At 64.6% G+C, this 23,193-nt stretch carries 15 protein-coding genes; 12 read left to right on the forward strand and 3 right to left on the reverse strand.

All coding sequences use genetic code 11. From position 1 onward, the window contains the following. Window positions 1-146: 146 nt before the first annotated feature. The 9 genes from AU197_RS13725 (at window position 147) to AU197_RS13765 (ending at window position 14,553) form a co-directional block, all read left to right on the forward strand. Entirely contained in the window at window positions 147-710 is a 564-nt protein-coding gene (locus tag AU197_RS13725; RefSeq protein ID WP_156434416.1) for a TetR/AcrR family transcriptional regulator, read from the forward strand. Between the two features lie 266 nt (window positions 711-976). Continuing rightward, window positions 977-1,750, forward strand: a complete 774-nt coding sequence (locus AU197_RS13730; protein ID WP_064403254.1) for an SDR family NAD(P)-dependent oxidoreductase — start codon at window positions 977-979, stop codon at window positions 1,748-1,750. A 66-nt stretch (window positions 1,751-1,816) separates the two neighbouring features. Continuing rightward, a complete protein-coding gene (locus AU197_RS13735; RefSeq protein ID WP_064403255.1) occupies window positions 1,817-2,620 on the forward strand; it encodes an alpha/beta fold hydrolase in 804 nt (267 codons plus the stop codon). A 1,386-nt stretch (window positions 2,621-4,006) separates the two neighbouring features. After that, on the forward strand, window positions 4,007-8,677 hold the full coding sequence (locus AU197_RS13740) for a hypothetical protein (RefSeq protein ID WP_231744926.1): 4,671 nt from the start codon (window positions 4,007-4,009) through the stop codon (window positions 8,675-8,677). A gap of 9 nt (window positions 8,678-8,686) precedes the next feature. Then, window positions 8,687-8,971 (forward strand): hypothetical protein, encoded by a 285-nt coding sequence (locus AU197_RS13745; RefSeq protein WP_064403257.1) that lies wholly within the window; start codon window positions 8,687-8,689, stop codon window positions 8,969-8,971. After that, window positions 8,971-13,074 carry a papain-like cysteine protease family protein gene (locus AU197_RS13750; protein ID WP_064403258.1) on the forward strand — a complete coding sequence of 1,368 codons (4,104 nt, stop codon included), beginning with the start codon at window positions 8,971-8,973 and terminating at the stop codon, window positions 13,072-13,074. Before AU197_RS13745 ends, AU197_RS13750 begins: the two co-directional genes overlap by 1 nt. Continuing rightward, on the forward strand, window positions 13,067-13,327 hold the full coding sequence (locus tag AU197_RS13755) for a hypothetical protein (RefSeq protein ID WP_064403259.1): 261 nt from the start codon (window positions 13,067-13,069) through the stop codon (window positions 13,325-13,327). The genes AU197_RS13750 and AU197_RS13755 overlap by 8 nt, the downstream gene beginning before the upstream one ends. A gap of 36 nt (window positions 13,328-13,363) precedes the next feature. After that, on the forward strand, window positions 13,364-13,867 hold the full coding sequence (locus tag AU197_RS13760) for a DUF2505 domain-containing protein (RefSeq protein WP_064403260.1): 504 nt from the start codon (window positions 13,364-13,366) through the stop codon (window positions 13,865-13,867). A 434-nt stretch (window positions 13,868-14,301) separates the two neighbouring features. Further along, a complete protein-coding gene (locus tag AU197_RS13765; RefSeq protein WP_064403274.1) occupies window positions 14,302-14,553 on the forward strand; it encodes a hypothetical protein in 252 nt (83 codons plus the stop codon). 28 nt (window positions 14,554-14,581) lie between these two features. Here the strand turns inward: AU197_RS13765 and ponA2 are convergent, their stop codons facing one another. Next, complete coding sequence (gene ponA2, locus AU197_RS13770; RefSeq protein WP_064403261.1) at window positions 14,582-17,023, reverse strand: transglycosylase/D,D-transpeptidase PonA2; 2,442 nt, start codon at window positions 17,021-17,023, stop codon at window positions 14,582-14,584. Between the two features lie 90 nt (window positions 17,024-17,113). Continuing rightward, window positions 17,114-17,926: a DUF1906 domain-containing protein gene (locus AU197_RS13775; RefSeq protein ID WP_064403262.1), complete on the reverse strand. Its 813-nt coding sequence runs from the start codon at window positions 17,924-17,926 to the stop codon at window positions 17,114-17,116. Between the two features lie 159 nt (window positions 17,927-18,085). Between AU197_RS13775 and AU197_RS13780 the strand changes: the two genes are divergently transcribed. Together AU197_RS13780 and AU197_RS13785 are read left to right on the forward strand one after the other, a co-directional pair. Then, a complete protein-coding gene (locus tag AU197_RS13780; RefSeq protein ID WP_064403275.1) occupies window positions 18,086-19,651 on the forward strand; it encodes a serine hydrolase domain-containing protein in 1,566 nt (521 codons plus the stop codon). 11 nt (window positions 19,652-19,662) lie between these two features. Beyond that, a complete protein-coding gene (locus AU197_RS13785) occupies window positions 19,663-20,388 on the forward strand; it encodes a YwaF family protein (protein ID WP_064403263.1) in 726 nt (241 codons plus the stop codon). Window positions 20,389-20,822: 434 nt separating this feature from the next. Here the strand turns inward: AU197_RS13785 and AU197_RS13790 are convergent, their stop codons facing one another. Further along, window positions 20,823-21,587 carry an SDR family NAD(P)-dependent oxidoreductase gene (locus AU197_RS13790; RefSeq protein WP_064403264.1) on the reverse strand — a complete coding sequence of 255 codons (765 nt, stop codon included), beginning with the start codon at window positions 21,585-21,587 and terminating at the stop codon, window positions 20,823-20,825. Between the two features lie 163 nt (window positions 21,588-21,750). Here AU197_RS13790 and AU197_RS13795 point away from each other — a divergent pair, with 163 nt between their 5' ends. Beyond that, window positions 21,751-22,977, forward strand: coding sequence for a TerC family protein (locus AU197_RS13795; protein ID WP_064403265.1), 1,227 nt, complete (start codon window positions 21,751-21,753; stop codon window positions 22,975-22,977). Window positions 22,978-23,193 lie beyond the last annotated feature (216 nt).

A 23,193-nucleotide genomic window follows, 5' to 3' on the forward strand; every position in this document is an offset into this window, starting at 1 on the left:
GTTGACACGCTCCTCGTGGCGCGGTCGGGCAAGGCCTTCTCACGAACGCCTCCTCACCAGCGGCGTTTCGTGAGAGAATCGGCGCTGTTCTTCTCATCCTGAGAGACTGAACCTTCAAGCCTGTCGGCGAGCAGGAGATGCGTGCGGTGGCTGGTACCGATTGGCTGGTCGGTCGAGATCGCGGTTCCGAGGCGAGCAGACGGATACACGCCGCCGCCGCCGACCTGATCGCCCGTAAGGGGTGGGAGGCGTTCACCATCGACACGCTGGCTGCGCAGGTGCACTGCTCGCCCGCCACGATTTACCGGCACGCCGGCGGCAAGACCGCGATCCGCGACGCCGTCGTGGCGATCCACGCGGCCCGCACGGTCGAAACCGTGCGCGAAGCCATCCGCGGACTCACCGGCGCGGAGCGGGTGGTGGAGGCGACGGCGTTGGCGTTGCGGCGCGCCCGGTCCGACCCGTTGACCAAAGCCCTCCGCTCCGCCCATCCGCTCGTCGAAAGCGACTGGCTTCCCATGTCTGAGGCCGTCGCGCAGTTCGCTGCCGAGATGATCGGACAAAAGGAGTCCGACACCCTCGCGCAGCAATGGCTGATTCGCGTCTTCTTGGCACTCTTGACCTGGCCCATGAAGGATCCCGACGCCGAGTACCGGATGCTGCAGCGATTCCTCGGTCCGCCCTACCGTCAAGACGCCCGGCAGGACTGACCCGAAAGTTGAGGTACGCGGCCGGCGGCTGGTTGCCACCGCGTGCGCGGTGTCGCCCTGCCAATTTGGCCGTTTCGACCGGCACCCCCTGCGTGTGGACATAGGCTTTGCGCGTCCAGCCCGAGGCGACTGTCCGATCGTGATGTCTCCCAGGGATTTCCGATTCAATCGCGCGACCGCAAGGTCAAGCCTGACGGCTACCGGGTCGGCGACGTCGGCGCACAAGGGAGGCTCGCAACGTTGTCGACGAAGGCGATGGCCAAGCGGTGACCCACGAACTAGGGCGTCTGCTCGGGAAGTCCGCCGTGATCACCGGGGCGGCGTTCGGCATCGGCCGGGCGACGGCGGTGCGCTTCGCGGGCGAGGGAGCCCGGTTGGTCGTGACCGATATTCAAAGCGAGCCACTGCGTGCGCTGGCCGACGAATTGCGAGAGACCGGGACGGAAGTCGAGACGGTCGTCGGTGACGTCTCGGTCGCCGACGATGCGAAGCGGATGGTCACGGCTGCTGTCGACCGCTACGGACGGCTCGACGTGCTGGTCGCCAACGCCGGAATCATTCCGCTCGGCGACGCGCTGGAGGTCTCCGCCTCCGACTGGGAGGAGGTCATGGCCATCGACGGGCGTGGGATGTTCCTGACGTGCAAATTCGCGATCGAGGCGATGTTGTCCACCGGGGGCGGCGCCATCGTCTGCCTCTCCTCGATCTCCGGACTGGCAGGGCAGAAGCGGCAGGCGGCCTACGGGCCCGCCAAGTTCATCGCCACCGGCCTGACCAAGCATCTGGCGGTCGAGTGGGCCGACCGGGGGATCAGAGTCAATGCCGTTGCGCCCGGGACGATTCGAACCGAGCGAGTCAAGCAGCTTCCGAATGAGCCGGGTGGCTCGGAGTATCTGGCGGCGATCGAGCGCATGCACCCGATCGGCCGTATCGGCGAGCCCGCCGAAGTCGCCAGCGCCATCGCCTTCCTCGCCTCCGACGACGCCTCGTTCATCACCGGTGCCGTGCTACCCGTCGATGGGGGCTACCTAGCGCAATAGTGGTCGCCACTCCGCCCCGCGCATCGATAGAGAAGGCGCCTGTGCTCGAGCAAAGGAGCTCCGAGGATGAAAGCGACACGAACCGGTTCCGGCGGCCCACCCTTGGTCTTCGTGCACGGACTTGCCTGCGATGCCACGGACTGGCAGGCCCAGGTCGACTGGTTCGAGGAAAGGACCACCGTCGTCGCATGTGAGCTGCCGGGGCACGGTTCGGTATCGGGCGCACCGGCGGACTGCACCGTCGAGACGTATGGCGCTGCGGTAGCCCAATCCTTGTTGGAGATGTCGCTGCCACCGGCGATCGTCGTGGGCCACAGCATGGGTTGTCGCGTCGCCCTTCAGGCGTACCGGACACAGCCCGGCGCCGTGGCCGGGCTCGTACTCGTCGACGGCAGCCGGATCGCCGAGGGAGATCCCGCAGTCGCCGAGCGGGCCATGTCCGATGAACTCACCGGGGATGGCTACGGGCGATTCATGAAGCGGTTTTTCGAATCGATGTTCGTCGCGTCGAGCGATCCCGTTCTGGCGAACCGGATCGTCGATCGAGGGGTCGGCTTTCCCGCGCCGTTGGGCAGGAATCTGCTGACAAGTCTGGCCGGTTGGGACGCCGGGGAGGTGGAGAGTGCACTCGACTCTGTGCGCGTCCCGCTGCTCGCGATTCAAAGCACGACGCTCGACGCGGCGCGCGAGCGTGTCTCGCTCGAATCGGGACAGAGTTCAGCCTGGATTGACCTGGTGCTCGATCATGTGCCACAGGCCACCGTCGCGATGTTGCCGGGGCTGGGCCACTTCCCGCAGCTCGAACAGGCCGAGGAGATCACCGCGCTGATTGCCGACTTCTCCGACGCCATCTCAGTGTCGCCGAAATGACTGTCGGTAGTTACCCGAGCCGCCAGTCACAATGCCAGCGTTCCTTGAAATCCCGAATACTTTGTCCTCCGGCGCGACCCAAGAGGGGATCCAGCATCGCGCGTTGCTACCACGTCAACCAGCGTAGGTCAGCACGCGTCCGGGTCGCAGAGCGCGTGCGCGCGACGCGTCCGGCCCCGGCGAGCGCGACGCCAAGGCAGTGGCAGCGAATCGCAGGAATCGAGATCGGGATGCAGGTAACTGTCGCGACTGTGCGGCCCACTTGTTAACCATGACCAGGATGGAGCGAAAGCCGCCGACGCCGAACGGGTTCGAGCGCAGCAGTTCCCTCAGGGGCAGGGGCGGAGGCGCAGCCCTTCTTTGAACGCGATCCGAGCGCGGCCGGCGGGTTACGGCAAACCGACCGGAGTTTGCTCACGCGGAACTCGCACGGTTTCGCATTGAGTATGTGGCTGAAGCATTTTCGCGCGATGGCTGCACATTCAGCCGCAATTCATGCATACCCCCTCGCCGTGCACACATTGGGTCTAGCGTTATCGAGTCGGGGATGCAGCGCAACCACGAGTCGTCACTTGGCTCACGGGGGTGGTGATGACCAACCAGAAGCTCATCTTGCGGGGTCGTCTGAAGTCGCCAACGGGTGGAAGCCTGCCGGCCGGCTACCGCGCAGTCGCGAACTTCATACAGAACTTCGCAGTTGACCCCGACGACGCTGCAAGCGTTGTCCCGGTGCCGGTCTCGCGGAGTGCCGATGCAGACAGCGGCGGTGTGTTCGCCGTTGAATTAGCCCCCGAAGACGAGATTCAGGGACCGATCAACCTCACTGCGCTTGCGCCCGACGGCACCACCGCGGGACGCACCACGGTCGAGCTGACCGCGGTCGCGCAGGAGATCTCGCTCGATATCAGTGAACTGAAACCGTTCGTACTGACGCCCACCGACGACCCCACTCTCGGTCGTCCCGTGAACCTGACAGGCCGAGTGATGGGCCCCGCGGGACAGCCCGCGCCCGCAGCTGTGCCCGTCATCATCTGGGGCATCAGCGATACCGACGGGCAGAGCTCCGATGCCAGGCCACTGGTTGTCACCCAGACACAAAAGGAGGGCTACTTCTCCGGAGAGTGGCCTTCGACGACATTGATGTCGGCGTTCGGCACCGTCTCCGGTGGCGCGCCGATTCCAGTCCCGTTGGACCCTCAGAAGCGGTTGCCGCGTCGCGTCATTCTCCTTACCGCCCTTGACGTCCGGCCGCCCGAAGCGGATCCGTGTTCGTGTCACGCACTGCCGCCTCGCACGCCGGACGCCATCGATTTGGTGAGCAATCCCGCCGCGTTCTCCACCGACCTCGGCGGTGGGCGCTGCGTGAACCTCAACACGCCCAATCGAGTGCTCGAGGAGTTCTCGTACTTCAAGGTCGTGCGGACGACGCAGCCAGAGATCAAGGGCCTGACACCGACCCGCCCGCCGTTCTTGCCGCCCCGCGTGGTCGCAGAGCTCGTCGATCTCGCTGCCGAACCGGTGCAACTCAACGAAGAACCCGCCATTCCTCGTGAAATGACTGCCTCCGCTGCGACGAAGCTGACGCTCGATGCGGCGGTGACAAAGCAAACCCTCGGATATCCCGAGAACGTGACGGCGCGGGCCCTGGCCAATGTGGGCCTATTTAGTGAATTCAAGCAGCTGGCCGAGCTGGTCCGGGCCATCGCCTGTCCGGTGCCCGGCCGGGACGCGAATCTGGGTGTAGCGATCGACTGGGACAACTCGTCGCTGCCCTGGCAGGCGACCACGGTGGCGCACGGACATCTGCTGCATTTCAAGCAAACGTGGCGCGCGGACGGCTACTCGATGGGTGATCTGCTGTACTCGCTGCCGCTGGCGCCGTGTCAGAAGAAAGAGATCGCCGTCATCGACTGGGAGCGGCAAGAAACCGCGGCTCGCGAGGAGCTGCTCGAGGAAGAGGAGACGCTGTCTTCACTGCTCAGCCGTGATCGCGACGTCGCTGAAATAGTCGCGTCATCGCTGGACCAAGGCCAGCGAGGCGGCTCGTCGACCACGGTCTGGGGCGCCGGCGGCGGGGCGGGGGCCGGATTCATCGGGTCGGGATTCGGGATCTTCGCGGGTGCGGCAGGCGGGGGTGGCGGCGCCAGCTCGACCGCGTGGTCGGACTCGTCGCGAAGCCTGAGTGCCAGTTCGCTGCAACAGATCCGGGATCAGACTATCCAGGCCGCCAGTGCCATTCGGGATCAGCGGGCCACGGTGGTTCAAACGTCGAGCCAAGGCGAGACGATGACCGTCGAGACCGAAGTCGTCGCGAATCACAATCATTGCCACGCCATTACCGTCGAGTACTTCGAAGTCCTTCGTCACTTCCAGTTGACGCATGAGCTCGTGGATGTGCAGGAGTGCCTCCTCATCCCGTTGCTGATGACGTATTTCGACGAGGATAAAGCGCTGCGATGGCGAGAGGTTCTGGAAGGTGAATTGCTGGACGCCTCCCTGGGTGGCGCGTTCGACTCCGCGCAGCGAGTGCGCAACAGCTGGTTGAACAGCGACACCCCGCAGAACCGCTACAGCGAAGAGAGCCCGGAGGCGTTGGAGGGCGAGCTTCGAATCAGCTTCATCCTCCCGCGCCCCCGCGACGACGACGAAGCAAAGTTCGTCCCGAACAACTGGGGTCCGTATCAGTCGTACCTGTGGTCGAGTGCCTTCGAGTGGTGGGTGGCGAAACTGGAGCGGCTCGCGATCGCAGAACGGGATCGGGTTTTCCGCGAGGAGGCCGCGCCACGCATCGCCGAAAACATGATTCAGAACCTGCGATTCGCATACATCACGTCCTCCGGGGCCGAGATCGAGATCAGCTTGGACGCGACACTCGTCTCGCGGTACGCCGAGGGCGCGCCGCTCTACGTCAGCATCAGACCCGCGGGCGGGTTGCCGTCGATTCCGCGGGAAGACATCGCCCGATTCAAAATTTGGTTCGAGGGCGAGCTCCCACCGGATGCCCGCATTTTGGTCGAGAGCGGCGCCGTCCGATACCGCACCCCACACCTGACGCATTTCCTCTTCGACGCACCGCGCATCCTGAATGACCTCGTCAACGACGACGCGGTCGTGGTCGCCACACCGCTGTCACGCCAGGAACTGCGCAGCCCGAGGGAAGAGGATCGACAGCGCAGCCGCGAACTCATCGCACATCTGAACAAACATCTGGAGTTGTTCCACCAGATCATCTTTCGGAGTTTTCATCCGAATCACCGATACATGCTGCTCGACGGCTTCGAGGTGCCGGACGGCAGCGGACGGAGTCTCGCCAGCGTCCTGGAGAACCGACTGATCGGCATTGTCGGCAACAGTCTGGTGATGCCGGTGGCGCGTGGACACCATCTCGATCCGATCTTCAACCAAGACGCCGAACGTCCGATCGACCTGTTGGCGCATTACGCACCAACCGAACCCGTGCCGGCGATGCGAGTGAGCGTTCCCACTCGCGGTGTTTACGCCGAGGCTGTCATGGGCGAGTGCAATGCCTGCGAGAAGAAGGACGACACCGTTTTCTGGCGATGGCAGGAGGCCCCGTGCCCTGATGAACCGACACCTATTCAGCCCGTGTCGACCGCCAGTCGCGCCACCGCGCCCCCAGACGTCACACCGACGCCGCTGCCCGAACCGGTCATCAACATCCAGAACGCCCCCGCCATCCCCGACCCCACAGGTCTGGGCCAGGCGCTCGACATTCTCGGACGCGCCGATCTGTTCAAGGACATCACTGGCTTGGAAGGCAATCAACGCAACGCCCTCGCCGCGCTGCAGGGTGCCATGAACACCGCGAAGTTCTTCGGCGGGAAGGCCGCAGACTTCGCGATGCAGCAGGAGACCAGCAAGAACATCGACCGCACCCTGGAAAACATCGATCAGGCGCGAGCGGCCAAGCTCATCACCGACGAACAGGCCCGCGCGATCACTCGGAGCGCTCTTCAGTCGATGGTGGGTCAATCCCGGCCGCCTGCGCAGGCTCCGCAGGACGCCCCTGCGATCCAGAAGGCCATCGACGCCGCTTCGCAGGGCGCACAGGGGGAGATCACGGTCACGACGCCGGGCGAATCGGTGCAGGCGAGCTTCGAGGATCCCGAACCCGGTGTGGAACAGGAAGGGGCCACGGGCGGGGCGTTCGTCCCACAGTTCGAGAACTTCTCCAGCTGGGCATCGATCGGCCTGTCCACCGGTGGCCAGGTCAGCCCGGTCAGCGGGTCTCCCGGGCACACGGAGTTCGTCGAACCGGCGCCGTCGACGGCCCGTTCGCTGCTCGACGGCTTGGTGACCACCAGGCCTGGCTTTGTTCAGATAGGAGCAAACCTGGTCCCGGCCACTTACCACCAGCTCTGGGGTCGGTCCGTGCTCGATGACGGCGTCTACGCACGGGTGGACCCGAGTGACGCCACCAAATTCCAGATTCGGCTGGCCGGCCGCATCTGCTACCCCGCGGATCCGAAGCAGCCGAATCGGGTCGCGGGCAAGAAGCCGGTCCCGGTCGTGGCCATTCTCCATGGCTTCTCCGGGCAAGCCCTCGATTTCCAAGGCTGGGCTCAGACGGGTCAGACCCAGATGCCCGATGGTTCCATCAAAGTAGAGGCCCGAGCCAGCACCATCACGCAGCCGATGCCGAGTCATCACGGCTTCGAGTATCTGCAAAAGGAATTGGCGAAGTACGGCATCGCGTCGATCAGCGTCGACAACACCATGCATGACTTGCTGAACAATTTCCTCGATGCCCGCGCGGTCGGCTTCCTGGCAACCCTCGATGAGTGGAAGAAGAAGGTCGACGGCGATGCCAAGAATCCATGCCATGGCATGGTCGACTTCGACAACGTGGGCTTCCTCGGCCATTCCCGCGGCGGTGACGCTGTGGTGCGCGCAACAAAACTGAACAAGACCCGCGCCACCTCGACATCTGGACCGCGGCGCTTCGGCGTGAGCGCAGTATGTTCCCTGGCGCCAAGCGATTTCACAGGCTCATCCACGGACAGTGCGATGATCCTGTTCAACAATGACCAACCGGTCAACCCGCTCATGCTGTCGTACCTGGTGGTCTATGGCTCACTGGACGGCGACATCCTCGGCAACAGTGAGGGCGGCGTCGGCCCCCACAGCACCCTGGCGGGAACCGGATTCCGCCTCTACGATCGCGCCAACTGCCGAAAGATGATGGTGTTCGCGAAAGGTGCCTGCCACAACCGATTCAATACCAATTGGGGCACCGAACCTCGCGTGATAGCAAGCGATCCAAACCTTCTCGGTGATGCGAAACACCAGGAACTTGCGAACTTCTACATCGGTGGATTCTTCAGGTTCACGCTCGGCGGAGACACAGCGCTCTACCGTCGGTTCACACGCGACGCCAAGCCGCCATCCGGCCTGACGGTCGCGCTCCAATACTCCCACGCGCAAGAGAGAATGATCGACAACTTCGAGGGTCCACAGAACCAGACCGGGGTCGCACGCACCCTTGCGATCGGCACCGTTGGGCCCCTCAAGGACCTCGCCGTACAGCTTCCCGGGACGACATCGGCCACTCCCCAGGGCGCGCACGTACCGCATGCCACTGGCGTGGTCCGTGCCGATGTCACGCAAGCGACCTCGTCGTCACTGTGGTTTACCGATCCGCTGCCGGATCCGATGGGAGACAAATCCGACTGGTCCACCTTCACGTTCCTGGTGTTCCGGTGGGGCCAGTGGTACGACGTGCGCACGGATACGATTCCGGGTGCGCCTGCCCATCTGCGAGTCATTCTCAGGGACTTCGACAACAAAGAGGCCGTCGTGAAGGAAAACGAGTTCTTTCCCCCCGGCGGCCCGGGGAAGCCGTTCGTCCACAAGTATCTCGATGACAGCGGACTTCCCACGCTGTCGACGCTTCTGCGCATGGACACGGTCCGAATCCAACTCGCGCTGTTCAAAAAGCGAGGTGTCAACTTGCAGAAGGTCCGAGAGGTCAGGTTCGAGGTCGACAAGACCGATAGGACCCACCTCTATATCGATTCGCTCGAGATCTCGCAATGAGGTGACGAAATGCAGGTGCACAGAGGTCATTTCGAAGAGCTGGAGTCAGGCGCTGTTCCTGGCTTCGTGATGAAGGTGTATGTCGAGGGGGAGAACTTCGAGGGTCGGGCCGTGCCGTTGCAGGCCCGTGTGGGCGACCAGCGGGTCGACCAGCTCTTCATCGCTCCAGACGGCTCTGGCTTTGCCGGACTGCTCGCGGAGACACCGAATGACGGCGACCGGGTGTTCGTGAGATACGCGGACGAAACGGAATTGGCGACACCGATTGTATTCGGCCCGCAGGTGGTCGGCTGATGGTGACGCTGAAGGGAAAACTGACCGGACCCGACGAGACCGACTTCACCCGCTTCGGCCTAACGGTCATATGCCAACGGGTCATCGTGCCGGCTCGACGAGGGGACGAAGGCCTGCTGTCGCCGGTGTCCGTCACCGCCCGGCCTGAGGCGGACGGAGTCTTCGCCGTCGACTTGGGGACGGACGAAGAGATAATGGGCCCGTTCGAACTCATCGTGACCTCGCCGGCAGGAACCGCCGTCGCCGAACGCACAGTTGCGGCGAGCGACATCGGACAACCGGTGACGATTGCCGTCACGCCGGTGTCGCCTGTCACGCTTCCTGAAGGTCGTGACCCTTTCGAAGGTATTCGGACCAGGATCGCGGGCCGCGTACTGCGCACCACCGGCGACCCCGCGGCCGCCGGACTCCCCGTCGTCATATGGGGCTCGGCAGATACGAACGACACACCGAGGGCACTGGTGACGGCCACTACCGTTACCGCCGGCTATTTTTCGGCGGATTGGCCCGCCGATCGGCTCGTGCAGGCGTTCGCGACGGTATCCGGCTTGGATGCCGGTGCTGTCACGCTCGAGAGCGAGCGGCTGCCTCTACGCGTCGTCCTCGTGCTCGACCTGCCCGTAACCGAAGACCCGCAGACCCCCGACTGCGATTGCGAGACCGCGCCACCGCGCACGCCCGACCAGGAAGACCTCGTCGCCAATCCGGAAGCCTTCTCCACTGACCTCGGCGGGAAGTGTGTCGACTTCACCACGCCGAATCGCGTCCTCGAGGAGTTCTCGTTCTTCGCGGTGGTTCGCACGACACAACCCGACGTCAAGGGCCTCACGATGGACCCGCCGAAGGTGCTACCCAAACCGATCGTCAGGAAGCTCCTGGACGTCGCGAACAGGGCCGAACTCCTCCAGGCGGAAGCCGAGCCCATGCGGGGCAGCGAAACGCGGCCGGCCGGTACGCGGGCGCGGGACTCGAGAGCGGAGCCGGCGAGGGCGGCGAGGGCCGAGGCATTGGCTGATGCCAACCTCACACCACGGGTGGTTTCGGAGATGCTCGCGGGACCAAGCCTTTTCACGTCCGGCCAGGTTGCGCAGGCGGAACGCGTGTCCAAGTTCCAGACGGCTTCGAACCTGATAAACGGCGCTCTGTTCGCAGGGGCGCCGCGCGGCCCCGTGACAGCCGGCAACGCAATCGACTGGGATAGCACCGCAACGACATACCAGGCCATCTCTGTCGCCCACGGCCATCTGCTGACTCTCAAGCAGATATGGCGGGCCGATGGCTATTCGCTCGGTGACCTGTTGTATTCGCTTCCGTTGGCGCCGTGCCAGAAGAAACAGGTCGCGGTCATCGACTGGGACCGCCGCGCGGTCACCGCACGGATGGAATCGCGCACCGTCGCGGAGAGCCTTCAGGCGACGATCTCGCGCGATCGGGACGTCAGCGAAATCATCAGCACCACCTTGACCGAGTCGATGCGAGGCGGGTCGAAGGCCAAGACGTGGGCTGCCGGCGGTGGATTCGGCGCATTCATCGGCCCGTTGGTCATCGGCGGGGGCGGCGGGGCGAGCGGGGCGAGCTCCACGGCTTGGCAGAACTCGGCCAGGCACGTTGCGGGGTCCAGTCTGCAGCAGGTCAGAGACCGTACCCTTCAGGCCGCGAGTTCTACACGCAGCCAACGCAGTACCATCGTTCAGACCGTGCGGCAGGGCGAGACGATGCGCGTCCAAACGGAGGTCGTAGCGAACCACAATCACTGTCACGCGGTGACCATGGAGTACTTCGAAGTGTTGCGACACTTTCAAGTCTCACACGAACTCGCCGACGTCCAGGAATGTCTCTTCGTTCCGATGGCCGTCAGCCACTTCAACGGCGACCGTGCGCTGCGCTGGCGCGAATCGCTGTTGGCCGCGCTACGCCGCGCCGAGCTCGCCGGTGGCTTCGACTCGCTCGAGCGTGTGCAGTCGAACTGGGCCAACGCTGACTACCCACCGGCACGCTACGCCGACGAGGAGGTGCGCTATCTCGACGGCGAGTTCTACATCTCCTTCGACCTCCCGCGCCCGGCAGACACCGCGGACACGCAGCAGTTCGACGCCGCGCAGTGGGTGCCTTACCACGGGCTGTTGACGCCCGCCGACGCAACTGAGACACAACCTCAAGCGGCCCAGCGGATCTGGCTCACCTTCCTTGGCCTCGAGCGGCCCGAGAATCGCGACCACGTCTGGAACAGCCAGCTCGCACCGAGGATCGCGCAGCGTTTGGTCAACCAATTCCGGTACGAGCTGATCCTCGACAACAACGCGCCTCAACCGCTCGCGATGGACACGACATTGGTTAGCAGGTTCAAGCAGGGATCCGCGCTGCTCGTCAGTATCCGTCCCGAGAGCGCCATTCCGAACGTCGTGCGGGCACGCATAAAGACGTTCCGCATCACCACCACGGCCGGTCTTCCGGTCGGTGGTCGCGTGCTCGTCGAGCGGGGTTCGGCCCGGTATCGGACCGACCATCTGTCGCGCGATCTGTTCAATGACTACCGTGTGAACAACGACCTCAGCTCGGTTGACCGGGTCGACATTGCGATCAGCCTCGACTCGTTCGAAAAGTCGAATCCGCGCGCGCGTGACCGTGATCTCGCCGAGAAGTTGCTCGACCATCTCAACAGCAATGTCGAGCACTACCTCCAAGCAACGTGGATGCTGATGGATCGCAACAAGCGACACATACTGCTCGACGGCGTTCCGGCGCCGGGCGCCAACGGCAAAAGCGTTGCGAGCGTGTGCGAGAACAGGGTCCTGGGAATCGTCGGCAATTGTCTGGTGCTGCCGGTCGCGCCGGGATACCACCTCGACCCCACGTATGCGGAGTCGGACAGGGCCACACTCTTCGACGCCTATCGACCGACTACACCGATACCGCCGGTGCGCGTCAGCGTACCGACGCGCGGGGTGTTCGCCGAAGCGGTCATGGGCGCCTGCAACTCGTGCGAGACGCCTGATGAGACCCGGTTCTGGCGGTGGGAGGAGGCGCCATGCCCCGACGATCCGCCACGCATTCAAGACGTTTCGACCGAGAGTCGGGCCTCCGCGGAGCCGACACTGACGCCGTCACCCTTTGCGTCGCCGTTGGTGCGAATCCAAAATGCGCCGGATCTGCCGGCGCCGGCGTCGCTGGCCGCCGCGATGAATCTCATCGGCACGCCCAACCTCTTCAAGGACATCACCGGTCTGGACTTGAACCAGCAGAATGCGGCTGCAGCGTTCCAAACGGCCTTGGACACCGCTCAGTTCTTCGGTGGACGGGCGGCCGACCTCGCGCAGCAGAAGTTCCTCAACGGCGATATGGACCGGACTCTGAAGGCGATCGCTGACGCCAAGAAGAAGGGGCTCCTCGACGAGGAGGGCGCACAGGAGTTGACGCAGCAGGCACTGCTCGGGTCGGCAGGGGACCGGCAATCAGAACAAGGCCGCCCCACATCGAGTTCGGCAGTTCAGCGTTTCCTCGACCGCGCGACATCCAGCGCGTCAGGTGAAGTCAACGTGAGCAGGCCCGAGGGATCGGTCAGCGTGAAGTCGGGCGACAACTCGGGCCGAGTCGATTTCAAGGTCGAGCCGGTGGTGCCCTTCATCCGGCAACCGGACCTCCTGACGTGCTGGGCAGCGGCCGCCGCGATGATGTATGCGTGGCGTCACGGTGAGATCGCATCGATCGACGAGATTCTGGGCCGCTTGAACGTGCGATGGTCCGAGATGTTCAAGGACAAGCAAGCCATCCCCAATTCCCAACTGCCAGATCTGATGCAGGATCTCGGCTTGGTCGCCGACGGGCCTGCGAAGTACGTACCTCGCGGTATCGAGCGTCTGCTCAAGACCGGCCCCCTGTGGGTGGTGGCCGACGAGGACATGACGACCAACGGTATGACGCACGCACAGGTCGTGACGGGAATCGTGGGCGACGGGACCCCGGAGAAGACCATGGTGCTTGCCAACGATCCGAGCCTGGAGAAGCCACGAGAAGTGGTCTTCAGCGAGTTTCGGTCTCGTATCGAGGCATCGGATGTCGCCGCGACTGGTTTCGGGATCTACCACTTCCCGAACAGTGGGTGAACCCCGCGATCAGCGCCATCCGCATCCCTGTGTACGTCCACATCGGCCGCGTGCCGATGGCCGCAGGGCAGCCATCGCCAAGACCTACTCGCCAGAAGTTCGGTGGCCCGACGACGACGGCGTGTCGGTCGGACATGACGCGCTGGATGCTGAAGCCCAAGCGCGGCAGAACGGGCAGTTGGCCGGGCTGTCCTTCCTCGCTGAGGACCGCATCACCGACTTGTTCACCGTGATCACCGCCGCACGGCAATGATCGGACGAGCCGCCCGCAGGGCGATAGCCTTCTGACATGTCAAAGTCATTCGACTGCACAGTCGAATCCGCGGTCAGCGTCCAACAGATCCAGGCCGCGTTCTCCGAGCGGGGATACTGGCTGGCGCGGTTGGAACCGCACAACGGCACCGCAGAACTGCGCTCATTCGACGTCGAGGTGGGGGGCGAGGTACGGGTGACGGTCGCCCAAGACCTGCGAAACACGGTGCTGCCCGGTGTCCTTGGCAAGCTGTACCCCGGCGGTGTGGAACTCGTGCAAAGCGAGACCTGGACGGTCGACCGTAGCGACAAGGTGCGAGGGATGATCCACGTCCGCGCCCACGGAGCACCGGGCTCCGGCCGCGGCACCATCGAGATGACGCCGACGCCCGACAAAAAGCGCCTCGAGTGCAGCGGCACCGTCAAAGTCAAGATCCCGATCGTCGGCGGCAAGATCGAAAGCTACTTCGGGCGCCAGATGATGGATCAGATCCCGGAGATACTTCGCTTCATCGGCGAGTGGACCCGCGAGCGCGCTTGACGCTGCGGCCGCGAGTGGACGAGCAGAGGCGCTACGCGGCCGCTTCAGGTACCCCGGCGGACTGCCTACCCCTAATGCCCGGCTACGCGCGAAATATTCGCTGCCAGCGAATTATTCGCGCGTAACCGGGCAGAGGCAGCAGTGGTTCCGGCGGCGATTGACGACGCGGTGTGTCAGCCGCCGCCCTCCGAACTCACCTGGGCGGATCACAGTCCCGGCGCAGGTTCTGGCGAAGCCGAAGAATCGGCGGGCACGATCGGTGGTATTGCCCCCAGTGGGGACAGTGCTGGGCGGTGTTCTGGGTGCCCAGGGTGCGGCCGCTCCAGACAGGCGCTGTCCGCAAACCGAAGTTTCTCCGATTTACCCGGTCAGACGACGCCGATCGTGATTCACTGACCTCCACGCAAATTCTTGACGGGCGTCAGGAGGAATCGGTGGCTGATCAAAGCGTCGACGATCGGGAGCAAGGCCACGACTCGGAGTTGGCCGTGGACGTCCGTGTCCGCGTCAACCCGGACACGGACGCCGAGGCTCGTGGCGTCATCGTCGAAGACTTCGGCGAGATGACCGCCGTGGGTGTCGATATCGGCTCGAACCACATCGCCGATCCCGCCCGTCGGTGGGCGGTGATGCTCGACGAGGGCACGCTGCTTTTCGCGGACTCCGAACAACTCACGCCCGAGTAGATCCGGCAGGCCTCCAACCCCACCCGCGTCAAGCAGGTGGCGGGGGCGGCGGTGGCGGCCCGAAGATGAACGGCGGCAGACCGGGAATCTGCATCACCATCGGATCTGGTGGCGGAGGCGGAGGCGGGACACCCGGCGGAGGCGGCGGCTCCTCCGGGCGCGGCGGCGGTGCCGGCGCTATCCCCGTGCTGGTGTTGATCGTGACGATGGAGCCCGGGATGGTTTGACCACTCGGCGTGGTCCCCACCACCGCACCATAAGCGGCCCCGCTGTTGACCGGTGTCGTCTTATCAGCGACCTGGAATCCGGCATCCTTCAGACGCTGCCGGGCCCTGTCGACGTTCATGCCCGTCACGTTCGGCACCTCGCTGCCGGGACCGCCCTCGACATAGCGCGGATCGGTCGGCGGCAGACGCACCTCCCCGAGATTGGTCGCGATCGGCTTCATCGCCTCGAACCAGATGCGCGCGGGCTCGTTACCGCCGTACAGGTCTCCGCTGTAGCACTTGCGAAGTGGGAACGAGCAGATCTCCGACGGTGAGTTGGAGTCGTCGAAGATGTAGACGGCACCCGCGAGCTGATTGGTGAAGCCCAGGAACCCCGAGGACCGGTGAGACTCGGTCGTGCCGGTCTTCCCGGACATCGGCAGATCCCAGCCCACCGAACCCGCTGCTCCCGCGGCCGTACCGCCGCCCTTGTCGTCCTTGCTCAGCGCGTTCGCCAGCGTGTTCGCCAACCCTTCCGGGACCGCTTGGTCGCACTTCTCCGCGGTGAACGTCACCTCGTCGCCACGACGGTCGGTGATCTTGTCGATCGGGTTCGGCGGGCACCACATTCCGCCGGAGCTCAACGTCGCGGCCACATTCGACAACTCGAGGGCATTGAGCTGGAACGGTCCCAGGGTGAACGATCCGGCGTTCTGTCGCTTGATGTACTCGGCCAGGCTCTCATTGCTGCCCTGGTCGTAAGCCCGCGCTGTTCCGGGAAGGGCATAGGAGCGCAGCCCGAGGCGCACGGCCATATCGACTGCGCGCGGCACTCCCACCTGCTGAATGAGCTTGGCGAAGGCGGTGTTGGGCGAGCTGGCCAACGCGTCGGTGACGTTCATCGACCCGCGGTAGTTGCCTGCGTTCTTCACACACCACGTCTCTTTGGGGCAACCGGGTGTGTCGCTGCTGCCGAGGCCCCGAGCTTGGAAGGATCCGGGGACGGCGAGTTGGGCATTGATGCCCATGCCCATCTCGAGAGCCGCTGCGGTGGTGAAGACCTTGAAGATGGAACCTGCGCCGTCGCCGACGAGCGAGAACGGTTGGGGCTGCACCGTCTGCCCCGCGTCCTTGTTCAGGCCGTAGTTCCGGTTGCTGGCCATCGCGAGCACCCGGTGCGAGTCCTTACCCGGCCTGATGACGCTCATCACGCTGGCGATTCCGTCCAGCGTGGGGCTTGCGACCTTGTCGATCGCCCGCTTGACCGACGACTGGATCGTCGGGTCGAGCGTGGTGCGGATCAGGTAGCCGCCACGAGCGACTTGTTCCTTATTGATCCCCGCATGGGCCAGATAGGCCAGCACGTACTCGCAGAAGAAGCCGCGGTCACCCGCCGCGATGCACCCGCTCGGCAGCTCTTTGGGCCGGGGCAGCACACCGAGCGGCGCGGACTTGGCGGATCGAAGTTCGTCAGTGTGCTGGGGGAGGTGTTCGATCATGGTGTCCAACACCAGGTTCCGGCGCTGCAGGGCACCTTGTGGATTGACGTAAGGGTCCAGCGAGGCGGGCGACTGGACCAGACCGGCCAGCAGCGCCGCCTGCTGCCAGTTCAACTGCGAGGCGTTGATCCCGAAGTAGGTCTGCGCCGCGTCCTGCACCCCGAACGCCCCGTTACCGAACCCCACCAGGTTCAGGTAGCGCGTGAGGATCTCCGCCTTGGTGAATGTCTTGTCCAGCGTCAACGCCATCCGCATCTCACGGAGCTTGCGCGCCGGCGTCAGTTCGACCGCGGCGCGCCTCTCGGCGTTCGTTTGCGCGGTCACCAGCAACTGGAAGTTCTTGACGTATTGCTGCTCGATCGTCGACCCGCCGCGGGTGTCCAGGTTGCCCGACAGATAACCCGACAAACCGGTCAGCGTGCCTTGCCAATCGACGCCCGCGTGCTCGGCGAACCGTTTGTCCTCGATCGAGACGATCGCCAGCTTCATGGTGTTGGCGATCTGCTCGCTTTTGACCTCGAACCTGCGCTGGCTGTAGAGCCAAGCGATCGGCTTACCCGCAGCGTCGACCATCGTCGTCACCTGCGGGACGTCTTCCTCCACCAGCTGCGCCGAACCGTTGGCGACGATGTCGGAGGCCCGGTTGGACAACAGGCCGAACCCGCCGGCGAACGGGAACATCAGCGCCGCCACCAGCACCCCGGCCAGCGTGCAGCACAAAATCAGCTTGATGACCGTCCCCCCGGCCGGTACGCGCTCCGGCATGTCAGCAGAGTATTAAATGCGGTCCCGCGGCGAACACTCCCGCGCCGAATTCATCGCAACGACGGCGAAACGCTCTGGTAACGGGCACGGTCAGCCGCGGTCGAGATCCCACTGGCCGAAGTCGGGTGCCAGGACCTCGTCGACGTCGACGTGAGTGTCTCCGATGGGCACACCGGGCTCCGACGGGCCGATCACCACCGCCTGATAGAGCACCGCCCGGGGGTCGCGCTCGCCGGCCGACCACGCCTTGGTCTGCCACACCCACCAATGTCCGTCGCTGGTCGAGCGGCCGACGACGCCGTCGGCGATCGCCCACGAGCACGCCCGGGCGTGCCCGTACAGGCCCGTGCGGTTCACCCCCAGCACCGAGTTGATGCCGCGATACCACTCGAGCGCGACGTCCTCCCAGGTCTGGTCGTCGATGTCCTCGTCGACGCTGAAGAAGATCGGTGCCGAATCGGGACCGCCCGCGGCGTTGTGCAATCGCTGGGCGGTCAGGGCGTCGGCGACACCACCGTCATAGCCGCGCGTGTAATCGGACGGCGTCGGCCACCCGGGCTTGCCGTACTGGTAGCAGCTGACGACGTGCAAACCCTCGGCCCGCAGCGAGTCGGCATACTCGCGGGTCACCGGCTTGAAGTCGAAGTCTGCGCCCGGCCGCAGTTCGGAGACGTAAACCAGCGCACCGTCGAAGCCGGCCGCCTTGAGCTGATCGGCCGGGACCTTCCTGTGCGCGAAGTCGACGAGCCGCAGCGGCGCCGCCGACGCGCTCGGGCCGGAAAGCGTCGCAGCCGCTGCCCCGAGGAGGAACAGCGGTGGCGCGGCGACGGCATACTTGAGGAGTTCGCGTCGTGAAGGAGAGTGCCCTCCGCCACGACCGGGTGACTTCGGGGAGTCCTGCACGGCGCGATGCTAACAACATCGACGAAGCACGGGTGCCGGTCGATTGAATCCTGTGTGCCTGATTCCTCTGGGCCGAAACGCCGCCGCCCTATGCTGATGACCGCTACGCAGCTGTACCCGGCGGCGTCGCACCCGCACATTCGACCGGACAAGGTGGCCATGCCCGCAGCCCGACTCGCCATACACGGCAAGCGGTCCCTGTCGAGGTGCCTTGCCATCGCAACAGTCGTGCTAGCGCTGACAGGTTCTGCGGCGTGCGGCGCCGCGATCGACCATCCGCCGGCGGACTCCGGTGTGCGGGCGACGCCGTCGCCGACGCCGACCCGTACCCCAACCATCCCGACACCCGGGCTGGCGCCGGTCGACGAGTTGATCAACACCGCGATCGCTGCACATGAATTGCCCGGCGCGGTGGTCGCGGTCGGACACCGCGGCAAGCTCGTCGTTCACCATGCGTACGGTTCGCGCAAGTTGACGGGCGAACCGGGCCTCGACGGAATCCCCGCACCCGCCGAGCCGATGACCGAGGACACGGTCTTCGATCTCGCGTCCTTGACCAAGGGCCTCGCAACGGCGACCGCCATCATGCAGCTCTACGAGCAGAACAAGGTCGGACTCGACGAACCGCTGCAGAACTATCTGCCCGCCTTCAACAGCGCTCGCGATCCCCAGCGGTCAGAGGTGACGCTGCGCATGTTGCTCACCCACACGTCAGGTATCGCAGGCGATATCGACCTGCGGGACCCGTGGGGCCTGACCGCCCCCGACAGCGCTGAGGGAATTCGTCGCGCGCTCACCACGCCGCTGCAGTCGGCGCCGGGCGAAGCGTTCCGCTACTCCGACATCAACTTCATCCTGCTCGGAGCGCTGATCGAAGAAATCACCGGCGAGTCCGAGGACGTCTACGTCGAGCAGAACGTCTTCGCGCCGCTCGGCATGGAGGACACCCGCTACCTGCCCGCGACCAAGGCATGCGGACCGCACCAGATCAGAGGAGCCGCGATCGCGTGGGTGTCGACGTCGAAACCGCCCGCGCCGGCCACTTGTCCCGAAGACGCCTGGGACATAGACGTTTTGCCACGCGTCGCCCCGACAGCCCTTGACGAGGAGGGCAGAGCCCAGCCGGGCAGCAATCCTGATCTCGACTTCCCGTTGCGCGGCACGGTTCACGATCCGACAGCACGGCGCATGGGCGGTGTCGCCGGGCATGCCGGGGTGTTCTCGACCGCGCGTGACATCAGCATCTTCGCGCAGGCACTGCTCGACCGGCTCGCCGGCCGTCCCAGCACGTTTCCGTTGACACAGCAGACCTTGCGGGTGATGACCACGCCCCAACAACCGGGGCACTCACCCGGACAGGTGGAGGCGGCGAACAATGCCGTCCGAGAGGCCATCGCCGTGGCGCCCAACCCGAATCCGCTATTGGCCCCGAACTATCCGGCGATCGATGGCCAGAATCTGCGTGGGCTCGGTTGGGACATCGACACCGGCCACTCCAGGCCGCGCGGACTCCTCTTCCCCGTCGGAAGCTTCGGGCATACCGGTTTCACCGGGACGTCGATGTGGATAGATCCAGCCTCGGACACGTATGTGGTCCTGCTGACCAACGCCATACACATCCGCGGTAGCAGACCGCTTTCGAACCTCCAAGGAGAACTTGCCACGGTGACCGCGCGAACACTGGACCTGTACAGCGGCACGCAGCCGACCCCCAGACCTCGCTGAACGAGCAGGAGATGACCGAGTTCTACTACGCGCAAAGACAGTTCGAGGCATACGGACCATCACACCTGGTGGTGCTGGCCATCTTCGCGGTAGGGGCCGCACTGCTGATCTGGTTGGGTCGCCGACAGAGCGAGGCGCAGGCGCGCATGTTCTCGCGCGTGTTCGCATTGCTGATCGTCGCGGCGTTCGTGGTGGCCCTGGTCTACAAGTTGATCCGGCCCGACATTCAAACGTCCGTTCCGATACAACTGTGTGACATCGCCGAGCTCACCGCGGCTTATGCGCTGTGGTCACAACGCCATTGGGCCTTTGCGTTGACGTACTACTGGTGCCTGCTCCTGAGCTCGCAGGCTCTGCTCACACCGGATGTGGGAACACCTCGAGAGGGTGCGCCGGATTTTCCGCATCACCTGTTTCTCACGTTCTTCGTACTTCACGTTTTCGCGGTCTGGGCGGCCGTCTATCTCACCTGGGGACGGGGCATGCGTCCGCGATGGCGCAGTTACCGGTTCGCCGTAGTCGTGACCCTGATATGGGCAGCGGTGACTTTCACCTTCAACGCGGTCGTGGGCACGAATTACGGCTATCTGAACAGGAAGCCTCCGACCGCGTCGTTGTTGGACGTGTTCGGACCGTGGCCGATGTATGTGGCGGTCGAAGTGGCGATCATCGTCGCCGCGTGGGCCCTGATGACGTGGCCGTGGGAGCGTAAGCGACGAAAAGCCGGGGCGAACTGACTCGAACCGCCGGTTGCTGCTCGGCCTAGCGTCCTATCGAGAGCCGGCGCGCCGAGGCGGTCGCGAAGTAAGCCCAAGTCTGGACAACGACTGAATCCCGGCGCGCCGCAGCACAGCTCGGGTTCTGACAACAGCACCGTGCCGCCCGACAGCCGTCGCGCCGGCCAGGAATCCACAGCAGGCGCCGAGCACAAAGATGCGCCGCGCATGCCGCTTGTTCCGCCGCATAGCGGTCGACGCGGCGAACCCGCCCATCGCGCTCAGGATCGCGACCACCACCAGCAGACCCACCCAATACGGCACGAGCGAACCCATAGACAACCTTCCGGCCCGTCGTCTGCGAGCCGCCGGGATCCATGGAATCACCGTGACGGCGGTGCGGACGGTCCTGTACGCGTTTCGTGACCGAAGCGAAGGTGAAGTGTTGCGGTGCCCTACGTGATCGTCACCCCACCGTCGACGACGATGGTCTGACCGGTGACGTAGCCGCCCGCTTCGGACGCGAGCCAGACGACTGCGGCCGACAACTCGTGCGGCTCACCCAAGCGGTTGAACACGACGCGCTCGGCCAGGGTGCGGTCCAGATAGCCAGGCCTGTACTCGTCGGTCATCTCGGATTTGAAGAAGCCCGGTGCCAGGGCGTTGACACGGATCCGTTTGCGCCCGCCCCACTGTTGGGCGAGATCGCGGGTGAGGCCGAAGATCGCGGCCTTGCTGGCGCTGTAGGCGGCCTGGGGCAGCGCCGCGGTGGTCAAACCCAGGATGCTGGCGATGTTGATGATCGAACTGCCCGGCTGCATCACCCGTCCACACGCTTGGGCGGTCCAGTACGACCCGTTGAGGTTGATATCGACGACCCTGCGGAACTCCTCGGGTGTCTCCCGGGTGGCAGGCACGGCGGTGCCGACTCCGGCGTTGTTCACCAGCACGTCGACGCGGCCGAACTCCTGCATTGCCGCGTCGACGAGCGCCCTGCACTGATCGGGGTCTGCGACATCGGTTTGAACGTTGAGTGCCCGCCCGCCCGCGGCCCTGGCGAGTTCTGCTGTGGCTTCTAGCTTTTCGACACGTCGGGCGGCCAGCACCACGTCGGCGCCGGCTTGTGCGACCGCCTCGGCGAACGACACTCCAAGCCCGGACGATGCGCCGGTGATGACGACGACCTTGTCGTCGAGTCGGAAGCGGTCCAGAATCGTCATCTCCGACGTTCTCCTGTCTATCGTGATAGCTGTGCTCGACCAACCGTAATGCGTGGGGTTCGGGGCATCGGTCCGGCGGGGTGCAGACCCGTCGAGGGTTCGAACCGGCCATTGCGGGCACCCCTAGGTGCAGTCGGTTCCGGTGAGGGATAGCGAGTAACGCATGGTTGTACCCGGATGGGTGTGGGCACTGACGATCGTCGGCATCGTCGGACTCCTGGCCTTCGACTTCTTCTTTCACGTACGGAAGGCTCACGTCCCGACCCTCAAAGAGGCTGCGATCTGGTCCGCGTTGTACGTAGGGATCGCGGTGCTGTTCGGGGTCGGCGTTCTGGTCGTCGGAGGCGTCGACCCGGGTGGCGAGTACTTCGCGGGATATATCACCGAGAAAGCGCTGTCGGTCGACAACCTCTTCGTCTTCTTGATCATCATCAGCAGCTTCCGCGTGCCCCGCGAGGACCAGCAGAAGGTGCTGCTGTTCGGGATCGTGTTCTCGTTGATCGCACGTACCGGCTTCATCTTTCTCGGTGCGGCGTTGATCAACACCTTCGCCTGGGTCTTCTATGCGTTCGGGTTGATCCTTCTGCTCACCGCGGGCAACATGCTCACACCCGACAGCAGTGACTCTGACACCGCCGACAACATCATCATTCGGACGGCGAGGAAGGTCTTCCACACCACCGAGAACTACGACGGCGACAAGCTATTCACGACGGTCGACGGCAAGCGCGCGATGACACCGATGCTGCTGGTGATGGTCGCCATCGGCGGCACCGACATTTTGTTCGCCCTGGACTCGATCCCGGCGATCTTCGGTCTGACCCAGAACGTCTACATCGTCTTCACCGCGACGGCGTTCTCGCTGCTGGGCCTTCGGCAGCTGTACTTCCTCATCGATGGCCTGCTCGACCGGTTGATCTATCTGTCGTACGGCCTGGCGGCAATCCTGGCGTTCATCGGTGTGAAGCTGATTCTGCATGCGCTGCATGAGAACAACGTGCCCTTCATCAACGACGGAGAACCCGTCAAGGTCGTGGAGGTCAGCACCGGCCTCTCGCTCTCGGTGATCATCGGAGTCCTCGTCGTCACCGTCGTCGCATCGCTGTTCAGTAAGAGAGGAACTGCCCAGACCGCGATCGCCAACGCTCGCAGGCACGCTCGCGCCTATCTCGACTCCGAGTACACCAGCAGCGCCGCGGAGCGCGAACGCATCTTCAAGGCGCTTCTTCGCGAGCGCGATCAGATCCTCGCGCTCGGCCCCAAGTACCGACAGATGGTTCGTGACGAAGACGCCCTCATCGAACTGCTCGATCGGGCAGCCGCCAAGCATGGTGAGGCGGTCGAGCGTGGTGAAGCTGCACCGTTCACCCCGAAGGGCCTCACGACATAGTTTCGCGTGAATTCACTTGTGTCTCTTTGGTTTCAGGGGTCACAGGTGGGGCTGGTTTGTCGGTGGGTGGGGTTAGCGTTGCAGTGTGGGATTCGAACGTATGAGCGAAGTAATCGCGGGGATGGCCGAGCAGCTGTCCGCGCTGGTCGCCGAGTCGTTCGACACCTTGAGCACCTCTGAGCAGTTGGCGCTGACCGCGCAGTGGGAGAGCTTCAC

Origin of the sequence: Mycobacterium sp. IS-1590 (genome assembly GCF_001500025.1) — a bacterium.
Lineage (GTDB): Bacteria > Actinomycetota > Actinomycetes > Mycobacteriales > Mycobacteriaceae > Mycobacterium.

Coding starts and splice junctions, on each gene's coding strand:
- AU197_RS13795 (WP_064403265.1), top strand. CDS start 21,751: ATGGTTGTACCCGGATGGGTGTGGGCACTGACGATCGTCGGCATCGTC.
- AU197_RS13760 (WP_064403260.1), top strand. CDS start 13,364: ATGTCAAAGTCATTCGACTGCACAGTCGAATCCGCGGTCAGCGTCCAA.
- AU197_RS13745 (WP_064403257.1), top strand. CDS start 8,687: ATGCAGGTGCACAGAGGTCATTTCGAAGAGCTGGAGTCAGGCGCTGTT.
- AU197_RS13750 (WP_064403258.1), top strand. CDS start 8,971: ATGGTGACGCTGAAGGGAAAACTGACCGGACCCGACGAGACCGACTTC.
- AU197_RS13735 (WP_064403255.1), top strand. CDS start 1,817: ATGAAAGCGACACGAACCGGTTCCGGCGGCCCACCCTTGGTCTTCGTG.
- ponA2 (WP_064403261.1), bottom strand. CDS start 17,023: ATGCCGGAGCGCGTACCGGCCGGGGGGACGGTCATCAAGCTGATTTTG.
- AU197_RS13790 (WP_064403264.1), bottom strand. CDS start 21,587: ATGACGATTCTGGACCGCTTCCGACTCGACGACAAGGTCGTCGTCATC.
- AU197_RS13785 (WP_064403263.1), top strand. CDS start 19,663: ATGACCGAGTTCTACTACGCGCAAAGACAGTTCGAGGCATACGGACCA.
- AU197_RS13780 (WP_064403275.1), top strand. CDS start 18,086: ATGCCCGCAGCCCGACTCGCCATACACGGCAAGCGGTCCCTGTCGAGG.